At 67.5% G+C, this 13,324-nt stretch carries 6 protein-coding genes and 1 riboswitch; of the genes, 1 reads left to right on the top strand and 5 read right to left on the bottom strand.

Going from position 1 to position 13,324, the window contains the following annotated elements:
• Positions 1-4: 4 nt before the first annotated feature.
• Positions 5-125: riboswitch (SAM riboswitch) on the bottom strand.
• A 75-nt stretch (positions 126-200) separates the two neighbouring features.
• The 5 genes from O7617_RS33145 to O7617_RS33125 all read right to left on the bottom strand — a co-directional run bounded on the left by O7617_RS33145 (position 201) and on the right by O7617_RS33125 (position 10,557).
• Complete coding sequence (locus O7617_RS33145) at positions 201-1,772, bottom strand: serine/threonine-protein kinase (RefSeq protein ID WP_282260585.1); 1,572 nt, start codon at positions 1,770-1,772, stop codon at positions 201-203.
• Between the two features lie 116 nt (positions 1,773-1,888).
• On the bottom strand, positions 1,889-5,068 hold the full coding sequence (locus tag O7617_RS33140; protein WP_282260584.1) for a type I restriction endonuclease: 3,180 nt from the start codon (positions 5,066-5,068) through the stop codon (positions 1,889-1,891).
• Between the two features lie 6 nt (positions 5,069-5,074).
• On the bottom strand, positions 5,075-5,962 hold the full coding sequence (locus tag O7617_RS33135; RefSeq protein ID WP_282260583.1) for a restriction endonuclease subunit S: 888 nt from the start codon (positions 5,960-5,962) through the stop codon (positions 5,075-5,077).
• 362 nt (positions 5,963-6,324) lie between these two features.
• Entirely contained in the window at positions 6,325-8,373 is a 2,049-nt protein-coding gene (locus O7617_RS33130; protein ID WP_282260582.1) for a class I SAM-dependent DNA methyltransferase, read from the bottom strand.
• A 54-nt stretch (positions 8,374-8,427) separates the two neighbouring features.
• The gene (locus O7617_RS33125; protein WP_282260580.1) at positions 8,428-10,557 is read right to left on the bottom strand and encodes an N-6 DNA methylase; all 2,130 of its coding nucleotides are present in this window, start codon (positions 10,555-10,557) and stop codon (positions 8,428-8,430) included.
• A 297-nt stretch (positions 10,558-10,854) separates the two neighbouring features.
• Between O7617_RS33125 and O7617_RS33120 the strand changes: the two genes are divergently transcribed.
• Positions 10,855-13,320, top strand: a complete 2,466-nt coding sequence (locus O7617_RS33120; protein ID WP_282260579.1) for an AAA family ATPase — start codon at positions 10,855-10,857, stop codon at positions 13,318-13,320.
• Positions 13,321-13,324: the final 4 nt, after the last annotated feature.

Genomic DNA, 13,324 nt, shown 5'->3' with positions numbered 1-13,324 from the left:
GAGGCACCCGCTCTTGCCGTACCGCAGCTTGCGGTCGACCTGGTCTTCCCCCGGAGGCACCGTGCGCGGGTGGCGCGGTTGCCGGGTCAGCAAGCCGGGAGGCTTGACGCTGACCACTCTTGACGCCCAGGAAGCATAGAGATCATCGAGGCCGGGAGCAACTCCGCGGGTGGAGACTTGAGCCAACGGCGGTGGCGGAACTATCCGTCGGCGGCGAGTCTGAGCCGGGCAAGCAGGTCGGCGACTTCCCGGGTCAGCTCATGGTCTGGGCCGTAGACGACGCAGAGGTCGTCGTGCAGCGGTTGCAGCTCGTCTGCGGCCTCGGCGGCCTTGTCTTCGGAGACCAGCAGTATGCCGATGTTGAAACGTAGGTCGAGAGCCGTGGGGGAAACGTCGCCGGAGGCGGCGCGTACGTGCGTCAGCACCTGCCGGAACTGGCGCAGGGCTGTTGTGGCCTGGCCGAGTTCCGCCCGGCAGTGGGCTGCCTGCCGGAGGCATTCCAACGCGTCCTCGCTGGTGGGGCCAGCGGTACGGGTGTACGCCGCGGCGAGGGCGTCGAACTCCGGCAGTGCGCGCCGGAAGTCCCCGCCGATGATAAGGATGGCGGCTCGCCGTGATCGCAGGCCCAGTACGCGGGGACTCTCAGCACCGAGCGCCTCGCTGGCGGGGCCGATGACGCTCTCGAGCACATCCGCGGCTTGGGCGAACCGCTCGTCGTCCAGCAGCTCATCGGATTGGGTAACGGCGGCCTTGATCGCGTCTCGAACCTCGGTCCGCAGGATCGCCGCCGGATCGGCAGCCGACATGCGCGGCGCCGGGACCACGGGAGCGGGTGCGGGTCGGCGGCGGGGCGCATTGGGTCGGCGGTACACCAGCGTCGGGTCGGGCATCGTGCTGCTCGCGCGCTCGGAGGCGGGCAGTGCCGATCCAGGTAGGGGCAGGAAAGGCAGCAGCCGCTCGTAGACGTCGTAGGCGTCCGCCGGCCGGTCCTCTGGGGCCTTGGCCAGCAAATCGAGGACCAGTTCCTCGATCGCTGCGGGCACGTCGTGGCGGAGCGTCCGTAGCGGTGGTGGCGGCTCGGTGATGTGCTGGTGCCACAGTTCGAAGTCGCTGCCGCCAGCGAAGACGCGTCGCCCGGCGAGGAGTTCGTGCAGGACACAGCCCAGGGCGTACAGGTCGCTCTGCGGCGTGACCTGTGCGTTCTGGATCTGCTCGGGCGGCATGTAGTGGTGGGTGCCGAGGGCGCTGCCGGTTGCGGTGAGGCGGGTGACGTCGGTGCGCAGGATGGCGGCGATGCCGAAGTCGAGGAGCTTGATCGCCCCATCCGAGGTGACCAGAACGTTGTCGGGTTTGAGGTCGCGGTGCACGACGGGGATGGCGTGGGCGTGGGAGAGGACGGTGCAGATCTGCGCGGCGATAGCGGCTGCCCAGGTAACCGGCAGCGGCCGCTGTGGGTCGATGAAGGCCCGCAGGGCGGTGCCGCGAACGAACTCCATCACCAGGTAGAGCCGGTCGTATGAGCGATCGAGGACCGCGTCGTACACCTGGGGCACGCCATGGTGTTGGATGCGTGCGGTGACGCGGGCCTCGCGGCGGAATCGCTTGGCGAACTCTTCCGCCTGCTGCGAGGTTTGCACGGCCTCGACGCGGATCAGTTTGATGGCGACCTCACGGTCGAGGACGCTGTCGTAGCCGCGCCAGACATGCCCCATGCCGCCCGAGCCGACTTCCTCGACCCGTTCGTATCGACCGGCGATCGGCTCTGCCCGCACGTTGCCCCCACCCCTGCGACTGTCCCAGCCAGATGGTCAGTGTTGCGGTCGAACCGATCACCGTCCAGGGTTGCCGCCGCGGCGTGTCACGCTGGCGCCGCGACGGCACCGGCCGGTCAGGCCACCGCGTCGTCGACGACCCCCTCCTGTCGGCGGATCAGCCGCCAGGCGGCGCTGCGGGCGCTGCGGTTGAGCGAGCTGCGGAAGTTCTGCTGCGGGTCGAAGTACTTGCGCCCCAGGTCGGCGGTGCTGTCGAAGTGGTCCATCATCTTGTCCTCGAAGACCGGGTCGAAGACGTGGCCGAAGTTCTCCTCGTCGTTGGCGACGGCGGCCAGCCGCACCTTCGGGTCGGCTAGCGCCTCGTTGAAGGGCTTGATGACGTCCTGCTCGGTGAACTCCGTGCCGTACTTCTGGTTGAACCTGTCGATGAGTTCCGACAGCAGCGACTTCTCCGACTCCTTGGCACCGCCGGATCCATCGCCGAAGCCCTTCATGTCGGCCGGCCCCTCGGGGACGAGACTCACGTCGTGCTCACCGGTCTTCTCCACCCGAAGATGGCTGAGGTCGACCTCGCCGATGTCCACGCCGCCGTCCTCACCGCGCGGCAGCCGATTGAGCAGGTGCCGCCCGTAGAGGTAGAGACGCTCCAGTTCGGCGTCGATGTAGGTGACGATGCCGGAGAGGAAGCTGTACTTGCGGACGTAGTCGTTCAGGTCGGCCCGGAAGGTCTCGGCCGTCTCCTGGTCGTCCTCGTCGTCGCCGTTGAGCAGGTCGGCGAAGCGGGTCACCGCAGGATCGAGATGCCGGTACAGCTCCGCGTGGAGCTTCTCCCACTTCGCCGTGTTGCCGGCGGCCTGCCGCTGAGCAGCCAGGTAAGCAGCCGCGAACGCCTGCATCTCCTCATCGACGAGGACCGGCACAGACATCACCCTGCTCTGCGCGGTGTAGAGCAGGTTGGGGTCCGAGGGCAGGGTGGCAGCTTCCTCGAAGTACGGGCGGAAGGACTCCTTGATGTCCTCGGCGTCGTTGACGAAGTCCAGCACCGCCAGGTCGGACTGGCTCTTGCGGTCGGCGGTGCGGTTGAGCCGGGACAGAGTCTGCACGGCGGCGATGCCAGTCAGCGTCTTGTTGACGTACATCGTGGTGAGCAGCGGCTGGTCGAAACCGGTCTGGTACTTCTCCGCCACGACCAGGATCCGGTACTCGGGCTGCCCGGCTCCGCCGGCCTGGGCGGACTTGTCGTCAGCGCGCGTGTAAGCGAAAGCCTTCGGCAGGGCGCTCTCGGCGAGCCCGCCGTTCTCCTTCGCCTCGGTGGTCTCCTCACCGTCGTAGGTGAGTGTGCCCGAGAAAGCCACCAGGACGCCCGGGTCGGGATAGCCGAGATCGCCGATGTACTTCTTGATCGACCGGGCCATCTGAACGGCCTGCGGCCGGCCCGCGGTGACCACCATCGCCTTCGCCCGCCCGCCAAGCCTCCCGGCGGTGTGCGTGCGGAAGTGCTCGACGATCACCTGCGCGTGCTGGGCGACGGTCGAGTCGTGGGTCAGCGCGTAACGGGCCAGCAGCGGATTCGCCTTGGCCGGGTCGACCTTCCGCTCGTCGCGGTTGCCGTTGACGAGCTTCCAGTAGGTGTTGTAGGTGACGTAGTTGCGCAGCGGGTCGAGAATGAACTTCTCCTCGATGGCCTGCCGCATCGAATAGGTGTGGAACGGGTGGTACTTTCCGTCCTCACCGAGCGTGCCGAAACCTTCTAGGGTCTTGTGCTTCGGGGTGGCGGTGAACGCAAAGTAGGAGAGGTTCGCGGCCCGCTGCCGCTTGCGCGCGTTGGCCTTGAGCTGAGCCTCGACGTCAGGTGCGGCCGGCGCGCTGGTCGCACCCGGATCGTCGGAGTCGGCGTCCAGGCCCAGGTCGCGCAGCACCGCGCGGACCGAGGCGGCAGCATCACCGGACTGGGACGAGTGCGCCTCGTCGATGACGATCGCGAACCGCCGGCCCTGGATCTCGGTCGGGTTCTGCTTGAGGTACTCCTCGAGCGCCGGGAAGGTGTGCAGCGTGACGGTAACGATCTTGCCCGTCTCACGGGAGAGCGCCCTGGCGAGCTGCTCGGACTTCGACCCGTGATTCTCGTCGATCTTCACCACCAGGCCGGCGGTTTGCTCAAAGCTGCCAACCGTCGCGCGGAGCTGGGCGTCGAGGTTCCGCCGGTCGGTGATAATGATGACCTTGTCGAAGACGGGCGAGCCAGGCTGCAGGCGGGCCCGCCCCGCGTCCGGGTCCAGCTTGGCCACGTCGCCGTTCGCGTGCAGGGACGACAGGCGGTGGCTGAGCCAGGCGATCGTGTTCGACTTCCCCGACCCCGCCGAGGCCATGATCAGGTAGTTGTGACCCGCCCCGTGCCGAGCGGCGTGCGCCGTCAGCTTCTTCACGGCATGCCACTGGTGGTAGCGGGGGAAGATCAAGGACTTTCGGGTACGCCCGTCCGCACTCTTTTCTTTGTGCAGGTGAATGAACCGCTCCAGCAGGTCGAGCCAGTTGTCCCGCTGCCAGATCTCCTCCCACAGGTAGGAGGTGGCGTACTTCCCGTACTCCGTGGCCGGCGGGTTACCCTCGCCACCCGGCCGACCTGGGCCCTCCGAACCGGTGTTGAACGGCAGGAACCGGGTCGGCTTGCCGCGCAGCTGGGTGGAGACGAAGACCAGGTCCGGGTCAACGGCGAAGTTGGCGATGACGCGGCGGGAGAAGATCAGCTCGGTGGGGTCGCGCTCGGTCCGGTACTGCTCCTTGGCTTGCTCGACCCCTGAGCCGGTCAGAGGGTTCTTCAGCTCTGCGGTGGCCACCGGGATGCCGTTGAGGAACAGGGCCAGGTCCAGCCGGTTGCCCCGGTCGGCCTGCTTCGTGGCGTAGGCCAACTCCCGGACGACGGTGAGCCGGTTGCGTCGGTAGTCGGCGAGGATCTCGTCCGACTCCACGAAGGACGGCTTGAAGTAGGCGACTCGGATGCGTACCCCGTGGTCTTTCACACCCTTGCGCAGCACGTCGAGCAGCCCGTCAGTGGCAATCGCCTGGTCAAGGCGCTTGACGAACCCGCGTTGCGCCGCGTCCCGGTCGCCGCCGTATGAGATGACGAGGTCCTCCCATTGGGCGGCCTGGGTGGTGCCGATAAAGGTGAAGAGCTGGTGGGTGTCCAGACCGAGGTTGGGGCGGTAGTCGGCGGTGTCGCCACGCTCCCACCCACCGGAGAGGAGGGAAGCGACGATCGCGTCACCGAAGGCAGACTCATGGTGTATGGGGCCCATCGCAGCTCAGTCCTCGATCCCTCGTCCGCTCGCCGTCGACACATCAATCTGCCCGGTCACCGCCGCCGTAATCAGCGCCTGCCGCCGCTCGGCCAATACGCTAAGCTGCTGCTTCCGCAAGTCGCGCTGCTTGTCCAGGCTGTTTAGGAGTCCGTCCACTTCTGCCGCTAGCTCCTGCTGCGCCTCGAGTGGAAGTACGGGAATGCGGATATCGCGAATATCCGGCAGAGATAGCTGGGTCTTCGTGCCGCCATACTGGCTCCCCATCAGTCGAGTCTGCACGATTGGCGATGCGATCAGGTAGGCAAGCCACCGTCCGTCAATCTCATTCCGGACGGGACGCACGAGGCAGACGTGTTGGCTGACATTGCCGCCATCGATCGAATGATCGGCAAGGGTGACCCATCCTGCGTTGGCTCCGGTAATGCCAATCAGCACGTCGCCTTCGCGAATCTGTGACCGCAATGCTTCTGTCTCCACAGAGGCAGGAAGCTGGACATAAGCTAAAGATGCCAGATTTGGTTGAAGGCTGTCCCGGCGAAGGTTCGCGCTGCGAAAGAAGCGTGATCCGGAATCCCCTGCAAAGTCCGCCCATCCGCGAGAACCGCTTGTGACCAACTGAGCACCGTACCCAAGCCGCTTCGTAGGCATATCGAGGGCGGGCCAAGCACGGTCCAGCGCTCGCAGTCGCCGCTGGGCGAGCGTCTCCACCTGCCGACGCATTGCCTCACCCAATCGGTCGATCCGCGCAATTTCGACATCGAGGAAATCGGCGATACGGCGCTGCTCTTGTAATTTCGGAAGAGGGACCTCGATCGCTCGAAATACTTCCCAGGCGATATCAAACTGGTTGGGCGGCTGATTCTTCCCGAGCCGCTCATACTCTGAGATCATGTGGCGTGACCGTAGGAGGTGGTGAAGATACCGCGGATAGCCATATTTGACGTTAACCGTCAAAACCCAGTATGCAGGACTTGTGATGCCGCGCCACGGCGACATGCCGATGGACCCGTGAGGTTTACCAAGTCGATTCATGACAATGTCGCCGGGGGAGACGAGTTTGTAAGCGCTCAAGTCCTCGCTTGGCGCGGGCCGCCCATCGTCCGAGCTTCGCATCGTCACACCGCTGTGGAGGTTGACCCCAAGCAATGGAAGGTCTGGGCTGCCGGTGGTCTTGCTCTGACATAGGAATGCGCGCAGGGCAAGAGGTTGCCACCTCTTCTCATTTCCAAGAGATGCCACTGCTCCCGATAGTGTCATTGAGTCACCTCGCCAAGTAGGGCCTGGATCTCAGCCTCCAGCGCCTTCAGTTCGGCGTCGATCTCGGCGAGCGGCCTGGGCGGCTTATAGACGTAGAAGTGGCGGGTGAAGGGGATCTCGAACCCGATCTTTGTCTTCTCGTGGTCGATCCAGGCATCGGGGACGTGCGGGAGCACCTCGCGCCGCAGGTACTCGTCGACGTCCTCGTCCAGTGGCACGTTCTCGTAGTCGCGCAGCTCCGGGTCGGGCTCGGGGCTGCCCTTGACGAGCTGCACCTCACCCTGAGGGTCGCGGACCCCGATGATGTCCCGCATCGCTTTCTGGAAGGCGGTGCCGGTGGGCCAGAGCACCCCGGCCTCGGCCATCGCCTTCCGTAGCGCGTCCCACGCCGTCCGCTTCGTCGTCCACACCTGCCCGACCAGCGGCTTAAGCGCGGTGGTGAGCGCGTCGGCGTCCGACACCTTCTGAATCGGCTTCGAGACGGCCAGCGCGGTCAGCGTCTCCTCGGTGACCTCGAAGTAAAGCTTCAGCGGACGCTCGACGGTGATCCGGCGGTAACCGAAGTCTTCGTTGGCGAAGACCTTCACCTTGCTGTGCTGCGGGTGCTCGGGATCCTTGGCGGCGTCGAGCGCCTCCGCGTACAGCCGGGTGATCTGCTTGATCTGGTCGGGTGTGACGAGCTTGCGCTTGTCGCCCAGGGACTTGCGCATCTTTGCGAACTGGTCACGGGCGTCGAGCAGGACGACCTTGCCCTGGCGGCCTCTGGCCTTGCGGTTGGTCAGGATCCAGAAGTACGTGGAGATGCCGGTGTTGTAGTAGAGCTGATCCGGCAGGGCGACGATGCCCTCCAGCCAGTCGTTCTCCAGGATCCACTGCCGGATCCGGGACTCGCCGGACTCGGCCGCTCCGGTGAACAGCGGGGAGCCGTTGAAGACGATGGCGACGCGGCTGCCACCCTTGCCGTCGGCGGTGACCGGTTTCATTTTTGAAATCATGTGCTGGAGGAAGAGCAGCGAGCCGTCGTTGATCCGGGGCAGCCCAGCACCGAACCGGCCGCTCTCGCCGAGCGTCTCGTACTCGTGCTCGATCTCGTCCTTGACCTTCTTCCAGTCCACGCCAAAGGGTGGATTGACCAGCAGGTAGTCGAAGTGGGCGCCACGGTGGCCGTCGTCGCTGAACGAGTTGCCGAACTTGATGTTCTCAGGGTCCTGGCCCTTGATCATCATGTCGGATCGGCAGATCGCCCAGGACTCCGGGTTGAGCTCCTGGCCGAAGACGGTGACCGTCGCGGACGGGTTGTGCTTGGTGATGTGCTCCTCGGCTGCCGAGAGCATGCCGCCGGTGCCGCAGGCCGGGTCCATCACCGTACGAGAGGTGCCCGGGATGCTCAGTGCGTCGTCGTCGGGAGCGATGAGCAGGTTGACCATCAGCTCGACGACCTCGCGCGGTGTGAAGTGGTCACCGGCAGGACCGTTGGACTGCTCGGCGAAACGCCGGATCAGCTCCTCGAAGACGTACCCCATCTGATGGTTGGAAACGTTGACCAAGGGCTGGCCGTCCTCGTCGGTGAGGATCTCGCCGGTCTTCTTGTCGCGCTGGTAAGGGTGCAGGTCGAGGTCGGCGAAGCGTCCTACCACTCGGTAGAGCAGGCCCGCGTTGTCCAGTCGCCGAACTTGCTGGGGGAACTCGTAGCGCTCCATCACCTCCTGGGCGTTCTCGGAGAAGGCACCCACGTACGCGATCAGGTGCTTCGCGGCCTGGGCGGAGTCGTTGGCGATCGACTTCAATGTGTAGCCGCTCACGTTGTAGAAGCTGCGCCCTGAGGCGCGGCGCAGAAACCGGGCGATGTCGACGTTCTGATCCTTGAGCCGTTCGTACTCGATCCGGACCTTGTCGCGGTTGGAATCGAGGACGCACTCCAGGCGGCGCAGCACGATGAACGGCAGGATGACTTTGCCGTAGTCGGACGGCTTGTAGTCGCCGCGGAGGAGGTCGGCGACCGACCAGGCGTGGTTTGCCAGTTCGGTGTGCTTGCTGCTGTTCAACGGGGTCCTTCCGAAGAGCCGGTGCTGTGGTGGCTGGGGGAGTCGGGGGCGGGTTCAGGATGGCGTCTGATCGGCGCCGGGTGGTTGCAGCGCGCCGCCGGCGAGCCCTGCCGCAAGGGTGCGGGCCGTCTCGTCCGCGAGGCGGCTGGCGATGTCGGCCGCGGTGCGCAGGGCGTTCAGTTGGCGGAATGCCCTGCCGTAGTGCCGCTGCTCGGCGAGGGGCAGCAGCGGCACCCGCAAGCGGCGCGGGTCGAGGCGGATCACGGTGGAGCCGGACGAGGCGGCGTTGAGATTCTCCTGGGCAGCCAGGAAGCCGGCCAGGAACCACGGATCGAGGCGGGCGGGATCGGGTCGCAGCAGATGCAGGTGACGGCCGAGACGGAGGCCGGCGTCGCGGGCGTCGGCGACCCGGGCGGTGCCGGTGCCGTTCTGTAGCAGTTCCGGAAGGATGACGTCACCCTCCTGGATCTCGATCTCGGTGCCTGAGGGCTCCTCGGCAGCGCCGGAGGCGGGGCGATGTGACATCACGTCCCGGGCGGTCAGGGTGGGCGGCGCGGACGGGTCTGTTGCGACGGGGGTTGAACTGCGGATCGCCGCCGGCACCCGCAGGAGCTCCAGCGCGTTGCCGCGTAGGAGGTCGGCGATGCTGGCGGTGCGCCAGGACAGGGGGGCGGCGCCGACGGGCGGCCAGGCCTCGCCGCCGCTCAAAGTGATCAACCCCGTGGCTGCCCGCCGTAGCTTGGCCCGCAGTTCGTGGCCGATCGCGGCGAGCTCGTCGGGCATCGCCGGCACCGGGGTGGCTCGGACGTGGCGGGCGGGCGTGAGGTCTACCGTCTCGTCGAGCAGGTCAATGATGGGGACGGCTTGAGCGACGCCCGGAACGGGATCGAAGTTGTCTGGATGCCGGTCGTAGTCGTTCCATGCCTTGAGCACGTCGTCGCGCAGCGCGGACCAGTCCAACGATTGGCGCCGGCTTGGTGGCTGGTCAGGCCGAGAGACGTCGGGCGTGGCGGTGTCCACCATGAGGATGTTCAGCGGCAACGTGGCCTGCGGGTGTGGGCGTTCGATCACCCACAGGTGCAGGCCGATGTGTAGGGGTTGCGCGACCCCTGGTGGTAGGGCGATGAGGGCCCGAAGCACGCCGGTGCGAAGGATCTCGGCCCTGATCCGGCGGCCCGATCCTCGCTCGGCGGTGGCTGGCGGCATGAGGAGAACGGCGCGTCCACCCTCTGCCAGGTGTGCGAAGCAGTGCTGGAGCCAGGCGAGCTCGGACTCGCTCTTCGCCGGTAGGCCGAACTCCCACCGTGCGTCATACGCCAACTCCTCGTGACCCCACTCGCGGTCACCGTAGGGCGGGGCGCAGAGCACGGCCTCGGCGGTCAGGGCAGGGAAGGCGTCGGCACGGATGCTGTCGCCGGCACGCACGCTCACCTGAGCGCTGCTCTCCGCAGGTTGAAGGGGGAGGCGTACGGCGGCCTGCGCGGCCTGCGCGGGGACGATGTCCTGGCCGTACAGCTTCCCTGCCCCGCAGGCTGCGGCCGCGAGAAGAAGGCCGCCGGCACCGCAGGCGGGGTCGAAGACAGCCTCCGGGTACGGCTCGCCCGGCTCCGCGAGCAGGTCGGCCATCAACGCGGCCACCGGAGCGGGGGTGTCGTACATGCCGCCAGCGTTGGTGGCGTCCAGGTCGCCTTCCGCGAGCACGTCCGCGGCCCGCAATGCTCCCTCGTCCGCGACGCACCGCAGCAGCGCCCGCAGCAGCGCCACGTCCTCCGCGTCGTAGGTCAGGTCGGCAATCCCGGGGATATCGGCGACGTGTGGCTGGACCGCCTGCAACGCCCGCTCGGGCAGTTGGCCGTCCGGGAGGTCGACGAGTTGCTTCAGGTCGCTGTCGGACATCTGGCCCGCGGCCAGGACCAGCGGTAGCAGTCTGATCGGCGTGCCGGCACCCGACTGGGTGGACCGGATGGCGGTGCGTAGGTCGTCGGCGGGCGAGGTGGCTGGGAGTTGACCCCGCGCGGCAAGCCACCCCTGGACCGCCTCCAGGTCGTAGGCCGGGCTGGTGTCCGTGCCGCCGGTCGGGGCCGGGAAGTCTGGGTGACGCCGACGCCAGTTGCTGACGGTGGCGCGCGTGACCCCGGCCAGCCGGGAGATCTCGGCGGCGGTCACCTGGGCATGTCTGGGCATCGGTGTCCTGTCGTTTCATCCATTGTCCTGCTCGCGGATCACTCTACACGACCCCTGGGGCGTGTAAACGGTTTGACATCGCTTTCAGTTTCTAGTGTGCTAGTGTCGTTTTCAGTGAGCGGGCCGAGGTTTGCCTCGGCTGCCGCCGATGCTTCCTGTCCGGGTGTCGACGCCCGGGCGCACCACCTCATGTCCGGCCTAGCCCTTCTGGCCGGTCAGATTCCTCATGCCGACGCAGCGAGTTGCCCCGCCTTCCGGCGCGGCCACTCGCCCCTCTCCCATGAGAGGAGGCACCACATGAGCATCGACCCTCAAGCCGACACCGTTGACCAGCTCATCCTCGACCACCTCGACCACTCCGACCTGACCGAGACCGCCAAGGACCTCGTCATCGCCGCCCTGCTCGGCGGCGACGAGCTCGCCTCGGTGCTCGGCGGTGCGGCGCCGCGCCGACCGGCACCCCCGTCGCCCGACACCGAAACCCCGGAACCGATCGGGACCTACCTCGCCAGCATCGAGGTGACCGGGTTCCGCGGCATCGGACCCACTGCCACGCTCAACCTCGTGCCCGGACCGGGGCTGACCATCGTGACCGGTCGCAACGGCTCGGGTAAGTCCAGCTTCGCCGAAGCCGCCGAGTTCGCTCTGACCGGCGAGAACAAGCGGTGGGCTGGCCGGAGCTCGGTTTGGCAGGAGGGCTGGCGCAACCTGCACGCCACCGAAAGCCCTCGCATCCACGTACGACTCGGGGTCGAAGGCCACCGCAACGGCGCAACCGTCGAATGTGACTGGGAGCCCGAGGCAGGGCTCAACGATGGCAAGACGTTCCTGCAGATCGCCGGTAAGTCCCGGCAGTCGGTTGCCGACCTCGGATGGACGCAGCCGTTGGAGCTGTACCGCCCGTTCCTCTCCTACGCCGAACTCGGTGGGCTGCTCAGCGGCCGCCCCAGCGAGATGCACGACTCGCTGCACCGCATCCTCGGCCTCGGTCGCCTCGTCGAGATCGAGACCATGCTCAAGACCGCGCGTAAGGAGATGGACGACCGGCGCAAGCTGGCCGGCATCCAGCTGCCGCAGCTGCGGACCGCGCTCGCCGCCCACCCCGACCCGCGCGCCCGCCGCGCCGAGCAGGCGCTCACCGGCAAGGCCGCCGACCTCGACGCCCTTGCGGCGTTGGCCACCGCTGATGAGCCGACCAGTGACACGACCCTCGTGCCGCTGCGCCAGCTCGACGTACTCGACCTGCCCGAACGAGACGCCCTGGTACGCGAGCTGGAGCGACTCCGCGGGGCGCTGCAACAGATCGACGACCTGGCCGGCACCCCCGTGGAGGAAGCCCGGGCGCTTGCCAAGCTGCTGAGCGATGCCCTGCGCCATCACCACAGCCACCCGGGCCAGCCCTGTCCAGTGTGCGGGGGTCGCACCCTGGACGAGGCGTGGGCCGAGCAGGCTCAGGCGCAGCTGCGACGACTCACCGAGCGGGCCGAGCGCCTCGACGAAGCCCACGACATCGAGCGGGGTTCGCGTCGCACGCTGCGGAGCTGGCTGCCCCAGCTACCGCCCGTACTCGCCGTCGACCTCATCGCCGAGGGGGTGGACACCGACGACGCCCGGGCCGCATGGCAGCACTGGGACGAGCTGATCGGGTCGGCCGACTCGCACAAGATCGCCGAAGCGGCGCTCGTCGCCTTCGACGCGCTCACCACCGTCCTGCAGCCGGTCAAGGCGGCAGCACGGCAGGCGCTCGAACGCCGGCAGGCCGCCTGGCAGCGGCTCGCTGACCAGATCCGCGCCTGGATCGACACCGAGCAGGCCAGCCGTCAGTCCGTCCAGATGTTCACGGCGCTGAAGGCCGCGGTCACCTGGCTGCAGACGGTCGGTGGGAGCATCCGCAACGACAAGCTCGCACCGGTGGCCGCGGAGGCGACCGGGATCTGGAACACGCTGCGGCAGGAGAGCAACGTCGATCTCGGCGCGATCCAACTCGCGGGCACCGGCACGAGCCGGCGGGTGGACCTGAAGGTCAACGTCGACGGCGTGCCCGGGGCGGCACTGGGGGTGATGAGCCAGGGCGAACTGCACTCGCTCGCCCTGGCGCTCTTCCTGCCCCGCGCCACGATGCCCGAGAGCCCGTTCCGGTTTCTCGTCATCGATGACCCGGTGCAGTCCATGGACCCGGCCAAGGTCTACGGGCTGGCCAGGGTCCTGGACCAGGTGGCGAAGCACCGGCAGGTCATTGTGTTTACCCACGACGACCGCCTTCCGGCCGCGGTGCGGCACCTGCAGCTCGACGCCCGGATTCGGATCGTCAGCAGGCTGGCGCAGTCCCAGGTCACCGTCACCGGTGACGCGCACGGCGACCCCGCCCGGCGCTACCTCGACGACGCGACGGCCATCGTCCGCGACGACGACATGGCCGACGAGGTCCGGCGCCCGGTCGTCTGCAACCTGATCCGCGACGCCCTCGAATACACCTGCCAAGAGCGGATCCGTACCCGTGACTTCCGGGCCGGGGTGCCGATCGCGGAGACGGAGGCGGCGATCAGCGAGGCGCACGGTCTGCGACCGACCCTCGCGCTGACGCTCCTGTCGGATCACCGGCGGGCCGGCAAAGAGTTGAACCAGCCGCTGGATCGGCTGCACCCCGCAGCTCGCCGGGTGGTCGCCTTCGCCAACCGTGGCGCGCACGGCGAGGGCTCCGGCGCCCTGGCCGGGCTCGTGTCCGACGCGCGTGCGGTGGTGGGGAGGCTGAGCCAGCCGTGAGCCC

The organism is Micromonospora sp. WMMD1155 (assembly GCF_029581275.1).
GTDB lineage: Bacteria > Actinomycetota > Actinomycetes > Mycobacteriales > Micromonosporaceae > Micromonospora.
Note: the sequence above shows the minus strand (reverse complement) of the source record. Positions and strands in the feature narration are given on the sequence as shown.

Excerpts from the sequence above, each read along its gene's own strand:
- O7617_RS33135 (WP_282260583.1), bottom strand. The coding sequence starts at position 5,962 with ATGATCTCAGAGTATGAGCGGCTCGGGAAGAATCAGCCGCCCAACCAG.
- O7617_RS33140 (WP_282260584.1), bottom strand. The coding sequence starts at position 5,068 with ATGGGCCCCATACACCATGAGTCTGCCTTCGGTGACGCGATCGTCGCT.
- O7617_RS33120 (WP_282260579.1), top strand. The coding sequence starts at position 10,855 with ATGAGCATCGACCCTCAAGCCGACACCGTTGACCAGCTCATCCTCGAC.
- O7617_RS33125 (WP_282260580.1), bottom strand. The coding sequence starts at position 10,557 with ATGCCCAGACATGCCCAGGTGACCGCCGCCGAGATCTCCCGGCTGGCC.